Genomic DNA, 22165 nt, shown 5'->3' with positions numbered 1-22165 from the left:
GTGGAACAAGGTCCGGGTCCCGTTGAATATATTCAACATCATTTAACTAATCTATCTGTTGGTGAAGGTTTTTTAACATTTCATATAGATAGCTTTTTAGTCGGTCTTATGTTAGCAGGAGTATTAGCATGGACTGCCAAAAAAGTTGGTAGTAATTTAGATCCTGACAAACCAACTGGGTTACAAAATTTATTAGAAACGGTCATAGAGTTTATTGATAAGCAAGTAAAAGATGCTTTTGTAGGTTATAACCCACTAATTGCGCCTTTAGCTTTTACCATATTCGCATGGGTGTTTTTAATGAATGCAATGGATTTAATTCCAGTAGATTTATTACCTTTAATAGCTAGTTGGATGGGAATTCATTATTTAAAAGTTGTTCCTACAGCTAATTTAGATACTCCCTTAGCACTTGCTGGTAGCGTGTTTGTACTAATAGTTTTTTATAACATAAAAATTAAAGGTGGACTTGGATATATAAAAATGTTTTTATTTCATCCATTCCCATCTAGTAATTTAGTAGTTAAGATCATATTAATACCTTTTAATATATTGATGACTACCATTGAAGAATTAGCAAAACCTGTTAGTATGGGCTTGCGTTTATTTGGTAATATGTTTGCTGGCGAATTGATTTTTGTATTAATAGCCTTATTACCTTGGTGGATTCAATTTTTACCCGGTGGTATATGGGCAATTTTCCATATTCTCATCATTACTTTACAAGCTTTTATTTTCATGCTATTAACCGTAGTATATTTAAGCATGGCTCATCAATCACTTGATGAACATTAATTCAAAATTACAAGGAGACTATTGAATGACAGAAGTAACCCCTCAGATGATTACAGAACTTTATAGTTCTACCGCTATTACTGTTGGTATTATGTTAGCCGCTGCTGGTTTTGGTTCAGCAGTTGGCTGGGCTTTAATTTGTGCAAAATACTTAGAAGGTATTGCTAGACAACCTGAAATGAGACCACAATTAATGGTACAAATGTTATTTAGTGGCGGTTTAGTTGAAGCATTTCCTATGATTGTATTAGGTATGGCTATGTGGTTTGTTTTTGCCAATCCATTTATTGGTGCAGTAAAATCTGCTATCGGCGGTTAAACGGGGTTTAATGTGAGTATCACGATCACTCTGTTTGGACAGATTCTCACATTTATTGTGTTAGTCTGGTTCATAAGTAAATTTTTATGGTACCCCATCATTCAGATGATGGAAGAACGTTCTAACCGGATTGCTGATGGTTTAGCAGCGGCTGAACGGGGTCAACATGATTTAGAATTAGCAGCAAAAGGAGCGTCTGAACGCTTACGTGAAGCTAAACAAGATGCAATGGAAATTGTAGCTAATGCTCATAAACAAGCTAGTCAAATTATTGAAGACTCAAAACAAAAAGCACGTGTTGAAGGTGAGCATCAATTAGAAATTGCTCGTACTGAAATTGAACAAGAAAGTCATCGTGCAAAGGAAAATTTGCGTACACAAGTTGTACATTTAGCATTAGCAGGTGCGGAAAAAATTTTAGAGCGTGAAATTGATTCAGCAGCTCATGATGAATTCCTCAATAAAATGGTTAAAGCTCTATAGGTTCACTTATGGCAGAACTTACAAGTTTAGCGCGTCCATATGCTGAAGCTGTTTTTGAATTAGCAGTGGAAGCGGATAATATTGATCAATGGTCAGCTAATTTAAATTTATTAGCTGCTGTTGTTAAAGATCCAATGATGGTTGAAGTAATTAGTAATCCACATGTAGATAAAATGACCTTGACCAATATCTGGTTAGATATTTGTGAAGGTCAATTAAGTGAAGCTGGCAAAAATTTGCTTAAAATGATTATTGAAAATAAGCGGTTAGCTATTATACCGTCATTATTTACTCAATATCAACATTTAAAAGCTGAACATCAAGGATATATCACAGTGGAAATAGCGTCACCATATCCGCTTCATGACGCACAAATAGAAAATATAAAAGACGTTTTACAACAACGTTTCGGTAAAACCGTTGAAATTGACCAGACAATTGATGAAAGCCTTTTAGGAGGTTGGTTAATTCGTACAGGTGATCAAATTATCGATATGTCGATTAAAGGACGTTTTCAACAATTAACCACCGAATTAAGCCGTTAAAGCGAGAAAATATACAATGCAATTGAATTCCTCTGAAATTAGCGAATTAATTAAAAGGAAAATTCAAAATTATGAATTAGACACGGAATCACGCAGTGAAGGTTCCATTGTCAGTATCAGTGATGGTATTGTCCGTATTCACGGACTTGCTGATGCACTACAGGGAGAAATGCTTGAATTTCCCGGTGGTTCTTTTGGAATGGCACTTAACTTAGAACGAGATTCAGTTGGTGCTGTTGTATTAGGTTCTTATGAACACTTGACTGAAGGTGATAAAGTTCAGTCAACTGGTCGTATTTTAGAAGTTCCTGTAGGTGAAGCCTTATTGGGTCGTGTTGTTAATTCTTTAGGTAATCCTATAGATGGTAAAGGGGCTGTTGACACTAATGATAGTCTGCCTTTAGAACGAATTGCACCGGGGGTTATTAGTCGTAAATCAGTTAATGAACCGGTACAAACTGGTATTAAAGCTATCGACGCAATGGTACCTGTTGGACGTGGACAACGTGAATTAATCATTGGTGATCGTCAAACTGGTAAAACTGCTTTAGCGATTGATACTATAATCAACCAAAAAGGCACAGGCATAAAATGTATCTATGTGGCTGTAGGTCAAAAAGCATCATCAGTAGCTAATGTAGTTCAAAAGTTAGAAGAACATGATGCAATGGCACACACCATTATAGTTGCTGCTAATGCTTCTGATCCTGCATCTATGCAATTTATTGCACCTTATGCTGGTTGTGCAATGGGTGAATATTTCCGTGATCGCGGCGAAGATGCTTTGATTATTTATGATGATTTAACCAAGCAAGCTTGGGCTTATCGTCAAGTATCATTGTTATTACGTCGTCCACCCGGGCGTGAAGCATATCCCGGTGATGTATTTTATCTACATTCTCGTTTACTTGAACGGGCAGCACGTGTTAATGCTGACTATGTTGAGAAAATGACCAATGGGGAAGTAAAAGGTAAAACTGGATCCTTAACAGCATTGCCAATAATTGAAACACAAGCTGGTGACGTATCAGCCTTTGTGCCTACTAATGTGATTTCGATTACTGACGGGCAAATTTTCTTAGAAACTGATTTATTTAATGCTGGTATTCGTCCAGCTATTAATGCTGGTTTATCAGTGTCTCGTGTTGGTGGAGCTGCTCAGACCAAAATCATTAAAAAATTAGGTGGCGGTATTCGCTTAGATTTAGCGCAATATCGTGAATTAGCAGCTTTTGCACAATTTGCTTCTGACTTAGATGAAAAAACCCGTCAACAAATTGAACGTGGTCAAAGAGTCACTGAGTTAATGAAACAAAAGCAATATTCACCATTAACAGTAGCAGAAGTGGCAGTATCTTTATATGCGGCTAATGAAGGTTATTTAGATGATGTTGAAGTCAAAAAAGTAGTTGCTTTTGAAGAAGCATTACATAGTTATATGGCAAATCAACATGCTGAATTGCTGCAAAAAGTAAATGACACTGGCGATTATACTGATGATATAACTAAAGGCTTTAAAAAAGCTTTAGAAGATTTTAAAGCTAATTATAATTGGTAATTTATGCCCTAATTCTTAATCCCATATGGGATTAAGAAAAGGATCATTTGTGATGTCCAAACAAACATTAATTTCTAGGTTAGAGCAACCGAAAAATTATATCAATCTATACCAAACTATTATTGCAGGAGCTAATCCAACATTCTTAGAGAAATTGCTGGGAATAATTAACTTAGCAAATGTTGCTAATCAACGTAGAATTGATAGGATAAAAAAACATCTCACTGAGATGGAACAAAAGCAGGAACAAGCCTCAGAAATTTTACAAGAAGTAATAGAATTTAGTTCAAAGCAACAACAAAATTCCGATCAAGAAAATAAACTATGTATTGGTGATGTTATGCGGCTTGAAGAAGAAATTAAAATTCAAAAAAGCAAAGTTAAAGTTGTCATTAAATCCTGTCAAAAAACAATAAAATATATAAAGAAAAAACAGAGTTTACCCAGTAATTATTTAGATTGGACATGGATGCATTTAGATGCAATTTATACTGATTCAAATACCAAAACAGAAACTAGAGTTAGGCATCAAGAAAGATGGCGCTTAGTTTTGGAAGAAATTGAAAATGAAAGAATGATCGCCACTAAACTTCGTAGTGCTGAAGTATGCAGGCGTTTATCTTCTATATCAGAACAACTTTATAATCAAACATTAAATTCTGCAAAACGAGAACATGTATTAGTTAATGAACGTTTTGGGCTATTAAAACTAATGATTGAAATGGGTGATGTATCAAAAATTAATAATTTTTTTGGTGAGAAAGTGCATGGATCATCATTAGATGAATTTGCTGCAGAAATCAAACAAATGGAATTTAAAGTCAATGACATCAAAGAAACCTAGTTATAAACAATAGATTATGGCAAGTGGCAAAGAAATACGCACTAAAATAGTTAGCGTTAAAAATACTCAAAAAATTACCCGTGCAATGGAAATGGTTGCTGCCAGTAAGATGCGTCGCGCACAAGAAAGAATGGAGCATTCACGTCCATATGCAAACAAAATGCATCAAGTTATTAATCATCTAGCATATGCTCATTCTGAATATAAACATGCTTATATGGAAGCGCGTGAAGTTAAACGTGTTGGTGTGATTATTGTTTCTTCAGATCGTGGTTTATGTGGCGGCTTAAATACAAATTTATTCAAAACTACACTTTCATCAATGAAAGAATGGAATGACCAAGGTTTTGAAGTTGATTTATGTACCATTGGAAATAAAGCGGCAGGATTTTTTAGAAGACTAAGTAGTAATATAATTGGACAAGCTAGTGATTTAGGTGATCGCCCCAAGCTTGAGGATATTATTGGTACAGTTAAAGTCATGTTAGATAAATATAATGAAGGTAAAATTGATAAACTCTTCATTATTTATAATAAATTTATCAATACTATGACACAGCAACAAACTGTGCAACAAATAGTACCAATTACAGCAGATGAAAAAGATGAGAAGCTGGTTCATCATTGGGATTATATTTATGAGCCTACAGCTGAAGATGTATTGGAAGCATTATTAATACGTTATGTTGAATCACTAGTTTATCAAGCTATAGTTGAAAATATCGCTTGCGAACAATCAGCCCGTATGGTTGCTATGAAAAGTGCCTCAGATAATGCTGGTGATTTAATTGGTGACTTGGAATTAGCCTATAATAAGGCGCGTCAAGCAGCAATTACACAAGAGTTATCTGAAATAGTTAGTGGGGCTGCGGCAGTCTAAAACATACATTACAAGAATATTAAGAGGAATGTGAGAACATGAGTTCTGGCAAAATTGTACAGATTATTGGTGCAGTAGTTGATGTGGAATTTCCGCGTGATGCGATACCACAAATTTATGATGCTTTATTAGTAGATGAAAAAGGTTTAACCCTAGAAGTACAACAGCAATTGGGAGACGGTATTGTTCGTACCATTGCTATGGGTACTACTGATGGAATGAAACGTGAGTTATCAGTTACTAATACTGGTAAACCGATTCAAATGCCTGTGGGTCAAAATACCTTGGGTAGGATTATGGATGTTTTAGGTAATCCTATAGATGAAAAAGGTCCTATTTTTCAAGAAGGTGAAGAAAACACAGCTTCTATTCATCGTAAAGCACCTGCTTTTGATGAACTTTCTACTAGTAATGAACTTTTAGAAACTGGAATTAAAGTTATTGATTTAATTTGCCCCTTTGCAAAAGGTGGTAAGGTTGGATTATTTGGCGGTGCTGGTGTTGGTAAAACCGTCAATATGATGGAACTAATTCGTAACATTGCTATCGAACATAGTGGTTTTTCTGTATTTGCGGGTGTAGGTGAACGTACTCGTGAAGGTAATGATTTTTATCATGAAATGACCGAAAGTAAGGTTTTGGATAAAGTTTCATTGGTTTATGGTCAAATGAATGAACCTCCGGGTAACAGATTGCGCGTTGCTTTATCTGGTTTGACTATGGCAGAACATTTCCGTGACGAGGGTCGTGATGTTTTATTGTTTATCGACAATATTTATCGTTATACCTTAGCAGGTACTGAAGTTTCTGCATTGTTGGGTCGTATGCCATCAGCAGTGGGTTATCAACCTACACTGGCTGAAGAAATGGGTGCGTTACAAGAACGTATTACTTCTACTAAAAAAGGTTCTATTACTTCAATTCAAGCTGTATATGTACCAGCTGATGATTTAACTGATCCATCACCTGCTACTACATTTGCTCACTTAGATGCAACAGTTGTATTATCACGTCAAGTTGCTGAATTAGGTATTTATCCAGCAGTTGATCCTTTAGATTCAACCAGTCGTCAACTTGATCCTTTAGTTGTAGGGCAAGAACATTATGACGTGGCACGAGCAGTGCAAGGTACTTTACAACGTTATAAAGAATTGAAAGACATCATTGCCATTTTAGGCATGGATGAATTATCAGAAGAAGATAAGCTTATCGTTGCTCGCGCTCGTAAGATTCAACGTTTCTTATCACAACCATTCTTTGTAGCTGAAGTGTTTACTGGTTCTGCTGGAAAATATGTGCCTCTTAAAGATACTATCAGTGCTTTCAAGGCAATTGTTGATGGTGAATATGATGATTTACCTGAACAAGCTTTTTATATGGTCGGTAATATAGAAGAAGCTGTTGAAAGAGCTAAACGGATGTAAGGAGCCAATATCATGGCAATGACAATTCATGTTGATATAGTCAGCGCAGAAGCTGCAATTTTTTCTGGACTTGCAGAAATGGTAATTGCACCGGCGGTACAAGGTGAAGTAGGGATTATGCCTTTTCATACACCTTTGTTGACTCCGCTGAAAGAAGGTTCTATCCGACTTAAAAAAGATGATACAGAGGAATCTTTTTATATATCTGGCGGTATGTTAGAGGTTCAACCAGATAAGGTAACAATATTATCTGATACTGCTTTACGTACTAAAGAACTGGATGAAGCTGCTGCTGTAAAAGCAAAAGACAATGCTGAAAGCATATTAGCAGATTCCAAAGTATCAGGTTTTGATCAGGCAACTGCTCAAGCAGAATTAGCAAGAGCAATGTTAGAATTACGAGCTATTGAGAAATTACGTCACATAAAATAATAATAGTTTCATGAATTTATCTATAATAATATTAGCTGCTGGGCTTGGTAGCCGTATGCGTTCTGAATTACCAAAAGTATTGCATCCGCTCGCCAATAAACCTTTAATTCGTCATGTAGTTGATGGAGCTTTAGCTCTACAACCTCATAGTTTGCATGTTGTTTATGGTCATGGAGGTGATCAAGTACGTGCAACATTGAGTGAATTTTCAATTAATTGGGTACATCAAGCGGAACAACTTGGTACTGGACATGCTGTTGCTCAAGCTATGCCTGATATTATTGATGATTCAATGGTATTGGTACTTTGTGGAGATGTTCCTTTAATTACTGCTGCTACACTTGAAGATTTATGTTCAAAAGCTGATAAGGATAGTCTAGGTATATTAACTGTGGAGTTAGATAATCCACAGGGTTATGGACGTATTGTCAGAAATGCAGCGGGCGAAGTTGAACGTATTGTTGAAGAAAAGGATGCTGATGCTACTATTAAACAAATTAAAGAAGTTAATAGTGGTATTTTTCTAATTCCAGCTAATCACTTACGTCGCTGGTTATCATCATTAAATAATGATAATGCTCAAGGTGAATATTATCTGACTGATATAGTCTCATTAGCGGTTGCGGAAAATATGCCTATTTTTACTAGTTCCGCGCATAATGTATATGAAGTTATGGGGATTAATAATCGCGTACAATTAGCAACATTAGAACGTCAATATCAAAAACAACAAGCTCATAAGTTAATGCTGGATTATGGTGTCACATTACATGATCCATCACGTATAGATATACGTGGTAGTGTTGAGGCTGGGCATGATGTAGTAATTGATGTCAATGTTATATTTGAAGGCGATATTAAGCTAGGTAATAAGGTTAAAATAGGTTCTAATTGTGTTATACGCAACGCAACTATTGGTGATGGTGTAGAGATTTTAACTAACTGCGTGATTGAAGAAAACGTTGTAATTGGTGATAATTGTACAATTGGACCATTAGCGCGTTTACGCCCCGGTACCGTTTTAGCAGAAAATGTCAAAATTGGCAATTTTGTTGAAATGAAAAAAACCACTGTAGCAAAAGGTTCTAAAATTAATCATTTAAGTTATATTGGTGATACTGAAATTGGAAGCGAAGTGAATATTGGTGCAGGAACCATTACTTGTAATTATGATGGCACAAATAAACATAAAACCATCATTGGTGATAAAGCATTTATAGGTTCTGATACCCAATTAATAGCACCTGTTACAGTTGGTGCTGGCGCAACCATTGGTGCTGGTTCTACTATATCACGAGATACACCAGATGATACTTTAACTTTGAGTCGTTCTCCTCAAAATTCTGTACCCGGTTGGCAACGCCCAATTAAAAAATAGTTCTTTTATGTCTTGATTTTTAACAATCAAGACATTTCCTACCTTTTAACAACATCTATGTTGGTTTATTTTTCTTGAGTCATATTCCTTTAAGTATATTATTTGGCATACTAGTCTTTCTTATATTATTATCTGGATTTTTTTCTGCTTCTGAAACAAGCATGATGGCGATTAATCGTTATAAATTACGTCATCTAGCATCAAAAAAACATAATGGCGCATTGCGTGTAAGTCAATTATTAAAACGCCCAGATCGTTTAATTGGTGTGATATTATTAGGTAATAATTTTGTTAATATTTTAGCTTCTTCAATTGCTACCGTGATTGCTATTGAATTAATGGGGCAAGCAGGTATTGCAGTTGCTGCACTGTTATTAACAGTGGTAATTCTAATTATTAGTGAAGTTGCTCCTAAAACTATTGCAGCGCGTAATCCTGAAAAAATTGCATTTCCAGTTTCATATATAATTCAACCATTACTAAAAATTTTATATCCATTAGTATGGTTAGTTAATTATATTGCGAATAATTTACTAAAAATTTTAGGCTTTTCTGAAAGTGATGGAACAAATAATCAAAGTTTAAATAGTGAAGAATTACGTACAGTTGTAAATGAAGCAAAAGGGATGATCCCACAAAGTCATCAACAAATGTTATTGAGCATTTTGGATTTAGAAAAGGTTACTGTTGAAGATGTTATGATACCCAGTCATGAAATTATCGGTATTGATCTTGATGATCCTTTGGATATTATTATGGAAGAGATAGTTAATGCTCGACATACTCGTCTTCCATTGTATAAGAGTGATATAAATAATGTAATAGGCGTGCTACATTTGAGAAAATTATTGGGTGTTATGAAAAACCCAGAATTTAATAAAGACATATTAGAAAAAACAGCAATGCCTGCTTATTTTATTCCAACAGGTACGGTTTTAAACAAACAACTTCTAAATTTTCAACAACATAAACGACGTATAGGATTAGTGGTAAATGAATATGGTGACATTCAAGGCTTAGTGACACTGGAACATATTCTGGAAGAAATAGTTGGAGAATTTACCAAGAATTCAGATGCTTTAAATTTAGAAATTGATCCACAAAAAGATGGCTCCGTGTTTATTGATGGTAGTAGCACTATACGCGAATTAAATCGTAAAATGAATTGGCAATTACCTACAAAAGGTCCTAAAACTATAAATGGTTTAATTCTAGATTATTTAGAAGATATTCCAGAAGCAGGTACCAGTTTACGTTTAGGTGATTATATAATTGAAATTATGCAACTATCTAATAATGCAGTTAACAGAGTATATATTTACAAAAGAACTTAATGATTATATAGAGTTTTTTGTCATAATCAGAATTAACAGAAACTAAGTAATAAATAGTTGGTTTGTTTGTAGGGTGCATAAGCGATAGCGTCATGCACCTATTTTTGGTGTATGACGCTATCGCTTATACACCCTACGGTTACTAATTATTCAGGCAAAGCAAACAATCGTTGTTCTGTTCCATCAGGATAAGTAATCAGAAAATCTCCATTACTATCTGGAATTTCTGTTACTTTTATTCCTTCAGATGTTGTTGTTCCTTGTTTCACCTGATAATCTAATCGACCTTTATATTTTTGACCATCAATTTCAAATTCCAATATTCCTTTTGGGGTTAGATCAAATTTTCCTAGAGCTGACATATCTGCTGGAGATGGATAGAGAATTTGTTCTCGTTTTTCTCCTTTTTCATCTTCAAAGATTAGAGCTACATTGCCATCTTCTTTGGTAATAAAACCAGAATCTGTGTCTTTGTCAACTATTGTGGATGCTAAATCTGGTCTAGCACTGTACCAAATTGTTTCGCTAACTGGAATTTTAATATTACCTTCTTCAGTAATCTGGAATGTTAGTAAATTTACTTTAGCTAAGGCAGCTTTGAATTGCTTCAAATCTTGCACTGCTGGATTAGCCATTACTTCGATTCCATCTTTAGTAATAAAATACACTCTTTGCCCAACACCTAATTTAACTGCTTGTTCAGTAGCTGCACGAGTTTTGCTTTTAACAGATTGCACTTTCATAGGAATTACTGCAAAAAATGTTGTTTCTATTTTGAGTGTTAGAAAACCAGTATTACTGCTCTGCTCAATTTGATTGTTTGTTGCAATAATTTGTTGTAATCTATTGATCTGGGCTAATAGCCCTATTCCATTAACAATTGGATCATTTGATAAATCTACTGGTGATGGTTGTTCAACTTCAGAAATATTAGAATTTATGCTTGGTAAAGTTTGTGTTAAATCTACACCGTCAGGAATATTTTCGGTTTTGGTGAAACGCACGCCAATAGCTAAATTAACATCAGTTGACATTTCTACACCATTTGCAATGGTAACATTAGTTAATAGTGTTTGTGGTTCAACTTTTAAGTGTTGCAATATTGCTGGATTTTTAGAATTGCCGCTAATTGTTCCTGCTAGTTTGCCGCCAATAATTTTTGCATTTTCTCCTAAAGAGACATTTTTAATTACTGTTGCAGAACTAGTAGTTCTAATAGTTCCTTCTAATTTGCCACCATTTACTGATGATCCTCGTAATTCCAGATCTTTTAAGGTAACATCATTAGGTATCTCAACATTTTTCTCAAGTATTACATGGCTTAACTCAGTTTTAGCAGTTATTTTCACATTGATTAATACTGCTGGAGATTGTGGATTACCAGTAATTTTACCTTCAATTTGTCCACCTTCTATTTTAGTAGCTTCTGCTAAAGTTACGTTTTTTATAGTGCCTTCATTCTTGATTTCTCCTTCAAGAGTTCCGCCTTCAATTGAACCTTCTGGTTCTATTTTGACATCAGTTATAGTGCCTTCATTTTTTATGGTGCAGTTGATGTTTGAGGATAGAGTGCAACCTGTTGGTTCTGGTGTTGTTTGTTCTACTGGTGTTGAAACTGGAAGTGGATTAACTGTAATATTAAAGCTTTGAGCTACTGATGTATCTATGCCATCGCTTAATATCACTGTCACTTCCGCGCTGCCAACAGCACTTGCTGTAAATGTCAAGTTACCTGAAGCGTCAATTACAGGTTGTGCTGAAAATAGGCTTTCATTGTTATTAGTCACTGTAAAGCTTAGGGTTTGTGATGATTCATTTTCTGATCCGACATCAATGTTAGTTGCCCAAGCAGTAATGTTTTGTTCTGCATTTACAAAAACTGTTTGATCATCACCTTTGGTAAATGAAGGTGCATCATTAACAGCAGTAACATCAATTGTCATAGTAAAATCGGCAGCACTATATGATGTACCATCAAACACCTTAAATTGGAAAGTGGCATAATTACTACCATTAGCATTTGCTGCTGGGGTAAATGTCAAATTACTAATGTCGGCTACAGCAATAATTTGATCTTGTGTGACATCAACACCGTCAAGTTGTAAACTTCCAACAGTTGGCAATTGAGTTATTTTTATTTTATTCAAACTGTTGCTGGTATCTATATCACTAAATTCAAAATCTGCTTCAGTAAATGTATAAGTCGCATCTTCATTTACTGTTACTGTCTTATCAGCCGATGTTGGTGTATCATTAACAGCAGTAACGGTTAATTCAAAAGTATCTGTTGCTGTAAGGCTTCCATCTGATACAGTAACAGTAATTGTTGCACTACCAGATTGATTGGCAAGCGGAGTCACAGTAACAGTACGATTACCATCACTACCACCAAATATAATATTAGCATCTGATACCAAGGCGGTGTTACTTGAACTACCAGTTAGTGTCAAATCACCAACCGCTGTTGCAACATCACTTATCGTAAAATAAATTGCAGCGGTGGCTGTATCTTCATTAGTTGTCTGATCAGCTATGTCTGAAATTACTGGTGTCTCATTAAGTGCATTAGCAGTAATGTTAAAGTTGTATGGATTTTCATCACTATCATCATTGGCAATACTGATTTCACCTGTTATTTCACCTGTAGTTGTAGGAGTAAATTCTACCACAAAAGTAGTTTCACCATTTGTAACAGCAACTGGTGAGCTTGGCTGCGTAGTAACAGAAAAACCGCTGCCAGTTACACTTACTATTGGTGAACCAGTCAAATTTAATTCAGCATTACCAATATTTTTGATTGTGAAAGTTTTTGTGGTATTGTTACCAACTGTTACACTACCAAAATCAGTGTCATCATCGGTGCTAGGAGTAGTATCAGCATCAGCAATGTTTGTACTATTGCCTTCTACATCCATTTCTGGAGCCGCTGTACCCGTTCCTTGAATTGCAAAATCATAAGGATTTTCATCCGAATCATTATTGGCAATACTAACAGTAGCAGTACGAATTCCTACTACTGAAGGGTCAAATGTGATTGTAAAGCTTTGTGGATTGTTAATTGTAATGGGATTTGCTAAAGCATCTTCTGTTACTGTGAAGTCACTAGCATGAGTACCACTTAAAACTACTTTGTTAGGTGAACCAGTCAAATTTAACCCAGCGACAGCCTCAAAATTTTCAATGGTAAAAATACGTGACAGCGTTCCTGAGCTAATATCAATGCTGCCAAAGTCAGTATGATCACTGGTGCTGGCAGTTGTGTCTCCATCAGCAATATCAGTGTTATTACCCTTCACATTCATTTCTGGAGTAGCTAAATTAAAACGCAATACCCGATTATTATCTTCATCAGCTACCCATAAACTTCCTTTTAAATTATCAAAGAAAATACCCGGATTGCTTCCAAAATCCAGAGTATTGGCGGCAACACTAGCACCACGGTTTACAGAACCTTCAGTAAAGTCTGCTTGACCAAGTACAAAATCGGCATTGGCACTATTCGCCTTGCTAGCAGCATTTTCAAAGATTAGGATACGGTAATTGTCATCATCCAATACATACAGACGACCAGCAGCATCTACTGTCACCCCTTTGGGATTATCCATACCATCTTGTAAAGTGGCTGAATTACTACTGGTAAAATCTGTTTGTCCCAGAACTCCGTCAGCATTGGCTCCATTGGGTTTAGCAGCGGCATTGTCAAAGCGCAAGACCCGATGATTATCATTATCTGCCACCCATAAAGTCCCGTTAGTCTCTACAGTCACTCCATAAGGCGCATTCATACTAGCTTGCGTAGTAGCAGATCCGGAACTAGTAAAATCTGCTTGTCCAAGTACTCCGTCCGCATTAGCACCATTAGCTTTGGTAACGGCATTATCAAAACGCAGAACACGATGATTATCATTATCTACAACCCACAGAGTACCATTATTATCTATTGCTAAACTTTTAGGATTATCTATACCAGTTTGTGTGGTATTAGCAGTATTACTACTAAAATCTGTTTGACCAAGTACGCCATCAGCATTAGAACCATTGGTTTTGGTAGCGGCATTATCAAAACGTAATACACGATTATTGCCACCATCAGCTACCCATAAATTCCCATTATTATCTACAAGCAAACCTCTTGGACCATTCATACCGGATTGCGTTGTTGCCGAACTGTTACTAGTAAAATCAGACTGTCCTAATACGGCTTCAGCAGGGGATCCATTAGTAAACGCATCAGTTGCAGAAAACCGCAACACGCGATTGTTATCATCATCCGCAACAAACACCTTACCAGTGTTAAGATCAACTGCAACTCCTCTTGTATTGTCCATAGAAGATGCACTAATTCCACCATTATTGACAGTATTAGAAGTAAAATCTGGCTGTCCCAAAACACCATCAGCATCTTGACCATTGGTTACATTCCATGCCGCGGTGGCATTAAAAGAACAAACTAATAACAAATTAAAGCACAAACCTTTGAGAAAAGTTCGTAGTCGTAGTTTATAGGATATCCACTCTAAATGGGGGGGGTATTTATGTTTCATATTTTTTATCTCGATTATCAAATAAATAATTTTACAGTGATTATTATAAATCATATTATTCTCACATGTCAAGCTGTTGTTTTTTTGCAAAATCATATAGATAAGTCAACAAACTCAATATTTAGTCTTATGTTATAATTAAAATGAATTTGAACATGAAGAATTATAGGAAATAATATTGTGTGTATGATGATCAAAAATAAATACATAGATCCATTAACCGATTTTGGTTTTAAGCGAATATTTGGAACCTATGAAAATAGAAAGTTCCTTATAAGTTTTCTGAATGACTTATTGGATATTGAAGATAAAATAGTCTCAATTGAATACAAAAACTTAGAAAAATTAGGTTGTCTGTCATCCGATAGAAAAACCATCTATGACATATATTGTACAGATGAAAAAAATAACAACTTTATAGTTGAATTACAAAGAGCAAAGCAAAAATATTTCAAGGATAGAAGTATTTATTACACCACATTCCCCATTCAAGAACAATCTAAACATGGTGATTGGGATTATAAATTAAAGCAAGTTTATTTTGTAGGAATACTAGATTTTACATTCAAAGATGCTAGATTAAAACAAAATCAAAATGACACAAAATACTTAACAAAAGTTGAACTAAAAGATGATAACAATGAAGTTTTTTATGACAAATTAAGTTATTATTTTTTAGAAATACCCAAATTTAAAAAGCAAGACAAAGACTTATCCAATCACTTAGAAATGTGGTTGTACTATTTAACTCATTTAGAACAACTGGCAGAAATTCCTAAAGTCTTAAAAACAGATGACTTAATAAGAGAAGCCTTTGACTTAGCTGAATTTTTAGCAATGAGCAAAGATGAACAATTTGTTTATCAAATGGACTTGAAAACCAGATTAGATAATAAAAATGCAATAGATTATGCTGAAGAAATGGGCATTAAAAAAGTAGCTAAAAATTTATTGCAACAAGGTATTGATATTAACGTCATTATAAAATCTACCGGTTTAACCGCTGAAGAAATTCAAAGCTTATTATGATAAACCCCATGCGGATCAAATACTTTTTTTAATCCCTGTTCAATTTTAATTTGCGCTGGGTGTTTTACACTTTTTGATATTGCTAAGCCTTTTTCCCATTTCTCTACATAAGCTAAATCAGGTTTATGTTCTGAAACTATCCAGCGTCTATTACCACAGCAATCTATAGCCACTGTATTCGCTATTTTTTTGGTGGTGCTTGGCACGCTTGCACGCCATAAAAATTCTTTTTCTGTTGTTTGAAAGGGATTCAGGGTTTGCCAAATTTTATTATCTACTTCTTCTGCTTGTTGTTTGTCATGTTTGCCAAATAGGCGATAATAAAATTTACCTTGGTAATATGCACAAGCTGATAATGGTAAAGCTGTTGCTGCCCATTTATTCATTAATATGATGGCATCATCTTCTAACATTTCTATGCTATAAGTGGCTTCAGTTACTTTAGGTAAAACTTTGAAGCTCATTTCTGCTATCACAGCTAAACTGCCTTTAGAACCAACTAATAAGCGTGCAACGTCATATCCAGCTACATTTTTCATCATTTGCCCGCCAAATGATAAAATCTTACCTTCGCCGTTTATTATTTTAATTCCTAATACAAAATCTCGTAAACTTCCTCTAAAGGCTTGGGCTGAGCCTGATAAAGCACAAGCATAAGTGCCACCAATACTAGAGTTGCCATAATCTGGCGGTTCAAAGCTTAACATTTGGTTTTTACTGGCTAAAACTTGTTGTAATTCTTGTAAGCTGGTTCCAGCTTTTACTGTAATTACTAGTTCACTTGCTTGGTAAGAAACTATGCCTTGATAATCAGCTATAGATAATTTTTTATTAGTGCTGGTTTTGAGTTTACTTTCTCTGCCAACAATTTGTAAAGGTTCTTTACTATCTTTAATTTGTTCGCTAAGTAAATTAAGCATTAAAAACGCTCCAATTCTGGAAATGGCAATTGATTATTATGCACGTGCATTTTTCCTAATTCTGCGCAACGATTTAAAGTAGGAACTGCTTTACCGGGATTTAGTAATTCTTGTTGATCAAAAACTTTTTTAATTCCATGAAAAGTCTCAAGTTCTGGAGCAGTAAATTGACTACACATAGAATCTAGTTTTTCTACCCCAACTCCATGTTCACCTGTAATTGTACCGCCAACTTCTATACAAAGTTCAAGAATTTTCTGACCAAATTCTTCGGTTTTTTCTAATTCGCCTTCTTTATTTGCATCATATAAAATTAAAGGATGTAAGTTACCATCACCAGCATGAAAAACATTGGCTACTCTTAAATTATAAATTTCTGATAATTCTGCCATTTTAGCCAAAACTTCTGCTAATTTATTACGTGGAATCGTGCCATCCATACAATAATAATCAGGTGATAAACGCCCTATGGCAGGAAAAGCCGATTTACGCCCTTGCCATAAATCTAATCTATGCTTCTCATTGGTTGATACGGTAATGCTAGTCGCTTGAGCGGCTTTTAATATTTGCGATACTTTTTCAATATCAACTCTTACTTGTGTTTCATCACCATCTAATTCACATAGTAATAATGCTTCTGCATCCAATGGATAACCTATTTTAACAAAGGCTTCAGCGGCTTCAATAGCAAATTTATCCATCATTTCTAAGCCGGCAGGAATAATACCTTGTTCAATAATATTGGTAACTGCATTAGCACATTCAACAATATCAGCAAATCCTGCCATTATTAATTGTGCTTTAGGTGGTTTAGGCAATAATTTAACCGTAACTTCGATAATTATTCCTAACAATCCTTCGGAACCATTTATTAAAGCTAATAAATCTATCCCTTGCTGAGATTGGTTAAACTCTAATAATTCACCTTCTATTGTCAGAATTTTCACTGCTAACACATTATTTACTGTTAAACCATATTTTAAGCAATGCACCCCACCTGAATTTTCGGCGACATTACCGCCTATTGTGCAGGCTATTTGTGAAGAAGGATCAGGGGCATAATATAAATTATAACAATCTGCTGCTTGACTAATTTGAATATTACGTACTCCAACTTCTACTTCTGCAATCCGTTGTAGAGGATCTATGGTTAATATTTTATTGAGTTTTGACAATACCAATAAAATGCCTTTTTCTAAGGGTAAAGCCCCACCAGATAAACCTGTTCCTGCACCACGAGTTACTATAGGAGTATTATATTTACGACATATTGTTAATATCGTTTTTATCTGTTCAATATTGGTTGGCAAAGCTACTGCTAATGGAAGTTGCCGATAAGCTGATAAACCATCGCATTCAAAAACTACTGATTGTTCTTTATCAGTAATTAAAATACCTGTAGGTAAATTGTGTAATAAATCATTTATGACTTTAAGCATATTAATATAGTATTATATTTTACTATTTTACTCAACTATAAATATCATGCAATCATTTAATCCACCAATTAGAACTTTAATGGGTCCGGGACCATCTGATGTACATCCGCGCATTTTATCAGCAATGGCTAGACCAACTATTGGACATTTAGACCCTGCCTTTATCGGTATGATGGATGAAGTTAAAACCTTATTAAAATACGCTTTTCAAACTGAAAATGAATTAACTATGCCAGTATCAGCCCCCGGTTCTGCGGGTATGGAAACTTGCTTTGTTAATTTAGTCGAACCTAATGATAAGGTTATAGTCTGTATTAATGGCGTATTTGGTATGCGCATGAAGGAGAACGTAGAACGTTTAGGCGGTATAGCGGTTGTTGTAGAAGATAATTGGGGCGAAGTGGTTTCACCACAGAAGTTAGAAGATGCTCTTAAAGCTAATTCTGATGCTAAGATCGTAGCTTTTGTACATGCAGAAACTTCGACTGGTGCTAGTTCTGATGTTGCTACTTTATGTGAGATTGCTCATAAATATGATTGTTTGACTATAGTAGATGCAGTTACTTCTTTAGCTGGTAGCCCGTTAAAAGTTGATGAATGGAATATTGATGCTATTTATTCTGGTACACAAAAATGCCTTTCTTGTACTCCGGGAATATCTCCAGTTAGTTTTAATGATAAGGCAATTGCCAAAATTAAAAATAGAAAAACTAAGGTTTCTAGTTGGTTTTTAGATTTAAATTTGGTCATGGGTTATTGGGGTGATTCTGGGAAAAGAACTTATCATCATACTGCTCCAGTCAATTCTTTATATGCTTTGCATGAATCTTTAGTAATGTTAAAAGAAGAAGGTTTAAGTAATGCTTGGGATAGACACCAAAAGAACCATGAAGCTTTAAAAGCTGGTTTAGAAGCTATGGGCATTAAGTTTGTAGTGAAAGATGGTGATAGATTACCGCAATTAAATACTGTTTGGATTCCTGAAGGAATTGATGATTTAACTGTACGTAAACGTTTGTTAAACGAATATAATTTAGAAATAGGTGCTGGTTTAGGAGTTTTGGCAGGAAAAGTATGGCGTATTGGTCTGATGGGTCATTCTTCTCGTGCTGAAAATATAGTATTTTGCTTGTCAGCTTTAAAGGCTGTGATATAGTCAAACCTGACAGGTTGAATTTTTATTTAGTTTATGTAGTTTATGTAGTTTATGTAGGGTGGGTAGAGCGAAGCGAAACCCACCATTTCGGCCACCATTTCGGCCACCATTTCGGCCACCATTTCGGTGGGTTTCGCTTGCGCTAACTTCGTGTCGCTTCGCTCTACCCACCCTACAGATATGATAGTTACATCAAATAACGGTCACACTCTAGTCAAACCTGTCAGGTTTAAATAAGTTCTATTTAGCAGCTGCTGCTTCTAAAGCGTCAAGTCTTTTTTCAATTTTTTCAAAACGTTCCATACAACGTTGTCCATGTCTATATTGTGGTCTTGGTGCAACAGGATATCTTGGACCATAATAAGGAGGCATTCCCCACATTGGAGGAACTGGACGAGGATAAGCGTTTTGAACTGGTGCTTTTGGAGCATTTTTCATCATTTCTTCACGCTTTTTCATCATTTTTTCACGCATTTTTTTATGATGTGCTGCTATTTTCTTTTCACGTTCTTCGATTTTCTTTTGAATCTCATTCCATTTTTCTTCATTCTTCTTAATTTCAGCACGCATAGCAGCCATTTGTTTTTCACTTTCTGCTTTATCTTGTTCCATCATTTTTTTAAAATCAGGAGCTTTAGGTGCTTCTGGCATTGCTGGCATTTTAGGAGCTTCTGGAGCTGCTGGCATTTCAGGAGCTTTAGGTGCTTCTGGAGCTGTTGGTGTTTCTGCAAATACAGCACTAGTTAGTGCAAATGATAATATGGTTGGCAATAAATATTTTTTCATTAAATTTTTCCTTGTAGATTATAATAAAAATAAGTCAGTCGCTAATATAAGGGCAAAGAATTCCAGTATCAAGTCGAATATTAGAAATTTCTAATATTCTATATTTAAGGTATTATTTAAAAAGCCAAAATGGTTGATACCTTCTAAAATACCCTTGGCATAATGTGCTTTTGCAAAATAAATACGAGGTTTACCTTTTAATTTATCTAAGTTACGACAGTAATTACCTACAATGACACCAAGTGCATCGCCTTTTAACATATCTTCATCATTACCTGAATCACCTGCTACCAGAAATTGCGTCATCGGCAATCCCCAACGATTTGCTAGATAACGTACCGCTAAGCCCTTAGAAGCTCGAATGGGTAATAAATCCAGATATTGATTATAAGTCATAATGACATTTGCTAATAAATGCTTTTCTCGTAAACATTTGACAAATTTACTGCGACGAAGAATTTTTTTATCCATCATTTCTTTATCTAATATATAACTAATTTTAAATTTATCTTGATATTTATCTTCTTGTAATTCTATACCATCAATAGTTGATAAGACTTGTTTTAAAGCTTCAGGTTCCCACCTATAATTAATATGTTTTTCCCAACCAGTATCTTTTAAATCAGAACCATAATGAATTTCAGTACCTACTGAGGTAATTAAAACTTCTGGTAGTGGCACATTCCATTGTTCTAATAACTGTAATGCCTGTTCTAATTTATGAGCAGTGGCAATACCAAAACTAAAACTATCACCTGCATTTTCTAAAAATTCCAGAAATTCTTCGACTGCATCTGCATCACCAATTAATGTTTCATCAATATCTGTAATGATAAATTTTTGAGTTAGTGGTAGCTTTTGTAAAGCTAAATGTCTTTTTTTATTATTTGTAGTAGGTGATTTAGCAATAAGTTTATCTAAACTGGTTAGATATTGATTTACGTGATTAGACCATGAATAATATTTTTTAACTCCGGCAATTCCTTGTTTTGACCATAGTTGCCATTGTGTATTATCTGATAAAGCCGTCACTAAAGTTTCTCCTATAGACTCAGTATCTAAAGGGTCAATTAATAATCCATTATTACAGTTATCAATAATATCTATTGGACCACCGTCATTAGTAGCAATTATAGGTAATCCAGTTGCAGCGGCTTCAATTAATGTTAATCCAAATGGTTCAGTTAATGCTGGATTCACAAAAACACCTTTTAATGACGCGGCTAAACGAAAAAATTCTGGCACATCATTAGATTCATGTTGTTTAGGATAAGCCACACGCCCATAGAGATTATAAAAATCAATCTGATATAAAATTTGTTTCCAAATTTTGAGACTGCTTTTATTTAATTTGGTTAAATCATCGCGATTGCCAGCAATAATAACTAGATTTGCAAGTTGTTGTAATTCGGGGCTAAGACCATAAGCCTGAATTAAGGCAGGGATATTTTTTCTATCATCAGCCCGCGATAATGCGAGAATCATAGGTTTATTAGGGTTTCTTAGAAAACCTGATAATTTTTCTATAATATGTGTATCAGCTTGATAATTTTTAACGTAATAAAAGCGTTCCAGATCAACACCCGGTGGAATCACAACCATTTTATCTGGTTCATAATGCTGATAGGGTTCATATTGATCCTGAATTTCTTGGTGTGTACTAGTAACAACCATTGAAGCAACATTTAATGCTCGTTCTTCAGCTTCAATCCGATAACTAATATTATATTTTTCTTTCAGTTGATTCAGGCTCATACCCTTGTCAAGCATCCGGGCTTTTTTGACTAAACCTAAAGAATGACCCGTGAAAATAAAGGGTATCCCTAATAAATGAGCTAATATTGAACCAATGTAAGCTGCATCAGCATAATGTCCATGAATAACATCTGGTGTTTGTCCTAATTGCCGAAAATATGGTAAAGTTTGATCAATAAAACTTTCTAAATAATTCCATAATACTTCTTTTCTTAAATAACGTTTTGGACCACAGGGTAATCGAATGATATTAGCATTTTCACCGATCTGTTCAATCGGTTTAGCGTAATCATCACTTACCTTAGCGTCAATTACTTGACGAGTGAACAAATCAACACGACTAACTTGCTTATGCTTACCCAATTCTCTTGCAAGCTCTACGACGTATTTAATTTGCCCTCCAGTATCCGCGTCTCTCCCTAATTCTATATTTTCTCCACGTACTAAGCCATGAAGACTGAAGAGAGCAATATAACGTTTGGTCTTGTTCATATTGTACTCCTTTATAGCATTGCTATTTAAATAATAATAATAACAATTTTTT

General features: G+C 35.0%; 18 protein-coding genes. 13 read left to right on the top strand and 5 right to left on the bottom strand.

What is annotated here, in order from left to right; all coding sequences use genetic code 11:
• From atpB to BHU68_RS14400, 11 genes are all read left to right on the top strand, one after another.
• Positions 1-795 carry a F0F1 ATP synthase subunit A gene (atpB, locus tag BHU68_RS14450; protein WP_069471464.1) on the top strand — a complete coding sequence of 265 codons (795 nt, stop codon included), beginning with the start codon at positions 1-3 and terminating at the stop codon, positions 793-795.
• Between the two features lie 25 nt (positions 796-820).
• Positions 821-1114: a F0F1 ATP synthase subunit C gene (gene atpE / locus BHU68_RS14445; protein ID WP_069471463.1), complete on the top strand. Its 294-nt coding sequence runs from the start codon at positions 821-823 to the stop codon at positions 1112-1114.
• 12 nt (positions 1115-1126) lie between these two features.
• Complete coding sequence (locus BHU68_RS14440) at positions 1127-1597, top strand: F0F1 ATP synthase subunit B (protein ID WP_069471462.1); 471 nt, start codon at positions 1127-1129, stop codon at positions 1595-1597.
• Between the two features lie 8 nt (positions 1598-1605).
• Positions 1606-2142, top strand: coding sequence for a F0F1 ATP synthase subunit delta (locus BHU68_RS14435; protein WP_069471461.1), 537 nt, complete (start codon positions 1606-1608; stop codon positions 2140-2142).
• A 16-nt stretch (positions 2143-2158) separates the two neighbouring features.
• Positions 2159-3700, top strand: coding sequence for a F0F1 ATP synthase subunit alpha (atpA, locus tag BHU68_RS14430; protein WP_069471460.1), 1542 nt, complete (start codon positions 2159-2161; stop codon positions 3698-3700).
• Between the two features lie 52 nt (positions 3701-3752).
• Positions 3753-4544 carry a hypothetical protein gene (locus BHU68_RS14425; RefSeq protein ID WP_069471459.1) on the top strand — a complete coding sequence of 264 codons (792 nt, stop codon included), beginning with the start codon at positions 3753-3755 and terminating at the stop codon, positions 4542-4544.
• 16 nt (positions 4545-4560) lie between these two features.
• The gene (gene atpG / locus BHU68_RS14420) at positions 4561-5424 is read left to right on the top strand and encodes a F0F1 ATP synthase subunit gamma (RefSeq protein WP_069471458.1); all 864 of its coding nucleotides are present in this window, start codon (positions 4561-4563) and stop codon (positions 5422-5424) included.
• A gap of 38 nt (positions 5425-5462) precedes the next feature.
• Positions 5463-6848, top strand: coding sequence for a F0F1 ATP synthase subunit beta (atpD, locus tag BHU68_RS14415; protein WP_069471457.1), 1386 nt, complete (start codon positions 5463-5465; stop codon positions 6846-6848).
• Positions 6849-6860: 12 nt separating this feature from the next.
• Positions 6861-7280, top strand: coding sequence for a F0F1 ATP synthase subunit epsilon (locus BHU68_RS14410; RefSeq protein ID WP_069471456.1), 420 nt, complete (start codon positions 6861-6863; stop codon positions 7278-7280).
• A 10-nt stretch (positions 7281-7290) separates the two neighbouring features.
• Positions 7291-8658, top strand: a complete 1368-nt coding sequence (gene glmU / locus BHU68_RS14405; RefSeq protein ID WP_069471455.1) for a bifunctional UDP-N-acetylglucosamine diphosphorylase/glucosamine-1-phosphate N-acetyltransferase GlmU — start codon at positions 7291-7293, stop codon at positions 8656-8658.
• 74 nt (positions 8659-8732) lie between these two features.
• The gene (locus tag BHU68_RS14400) at positions 8733-9992 is read left to right on the top strand and encodes an HlyC/CorC family transporter (RefSeq protein ID WP_069471454.1); all 1260 of its coding nucleotides are present in this window, start codon (positions 8733-8735) and stop codon (positions 9990-9992) included.
• A 146-nt stretch (positions 9993-10138) separates the two neighbouring features.
• Here BHU68_RS14400 and BHU68_RS14395 read toward each other — a convergent pair whose 3' ends face one another.
• A complete protein-coding gene (locus BHU68_RS14395) occupies positions 10139-14536 on the bottom strand; it encodes a choice-of-anchor D domain-containing protein (protein ID WP_171899641.1) in 4398 nt (1465 codons plus the stop codon).
• Between the two features lie 186 nt (positions 14537-14722).
• Between BHU68_RS14395 and BHU68_RS14390 the strand changes: the two genes are divergently transcribed.
• Positions 14723-15565, top strand: a complete 843-nt coding sequence (locus BHU68_RS14390; RefSeq protein ID WP_083234253.1) for an Rpn family recombination-promoting nuclease/putative transposase — start codon at positions 14723-14725, stop codon at positions 15563-15565.
• On the opposite strand, the gene BHU68_RS14385 is transcribed toward BHU68_RS14390, so the two are convergent.
• Both BHU68_RS14385 and BHU68_RS14380 read right to left on the bottom strand, forming a co-directional pair.
• Positions 15550-16485 (bottom strand): FAD-binding protein, encoded by a 936-nt coding sequence (locus BHU68_RS14385; RefSeq protein WP_069471452.1) that lies wholly within the window; start codon positions 16483-16485, stop codon positions 15550-15552. The two genes, BHU68_RS14390 and BHU68_RS14385, sit on opposite strands and share 16 nt — an antisense overlap.
• On the bottom strand, positions 16485-17924 hold the full coding sequence (locus BHU68_RS14380; RefSeq protein WP_069471451.1) for an FAD-linked oxidase C-terminal domain-containing protein: 1440 nt from the start codon (positions 17922-17924) through the stop codon (positions 16485-16487). Before BHU68_RS14380 ends, BHU68_RS14385 begins: the two co-directional genes overlap by 1 nt.
• 46 nt (positions 17925-17970) lie before the next feature.
• On the opposite strand from BHU68_RS14380, the gene BHU68_RS14375 reads away from it, so the two are divergent.
• On the top strand, positions 17971-19080 hold the full coding sequence (locus BHU68_RS14375; protein WP_069471450.1) for a pyridoxal-phosphate-dependent aminotransferase family protein: 1110 nt from the start codon (positions 17971-17973) through the stop codon (positions 19078-19080).
• Between the two features lie 240 nt (positions 19081-19320).
• Here BHU68_RS14375 and BHU68_RS17420 read toward each other — a convergent pair whose 3' ends face one another.
• Together BHU68_RS17420 and BHU68_RS14365 are read right to left on the bottom strand one after the other, a co-directional pair.
• Positions 19321-19866 (bottom strand): hypothetical protein, encoded by a 546-nt coding sequence (locus tag BHU68_RS17420; protein ID WP_069471449.1) that lies wholly within the window; start codon positions 19864-19866, stop codon positions 19321-19323.
• A 90-nt stretch (positions 19867-19956) separates the two neighbouring features.
• A complete protein-coding gene (locus BHU68_RS14365; RefSeq protein WP_069471448.1) occupies positions 19957-22113 on the bottom strand; it encodes an HAD-IIB family hydrolase in 2157 nt (718 codons plus the stop codon).
• Positions 22114-22165: the final 52 nt, after the last annotated feature.

The sequence above is a fragment of the Candidatus Marithrix sp. Canyon 246 genome (genome assembly GCF_001723685.1).
Lineage (GTDB): Bacteria > Pseudomonadota > Gammaproteobacteria > Beggiatoales > Beggiatoaceae > Marithrix.
This window is presented reverse-complemented; position numbering and strand designations above follow the sequence as displayed.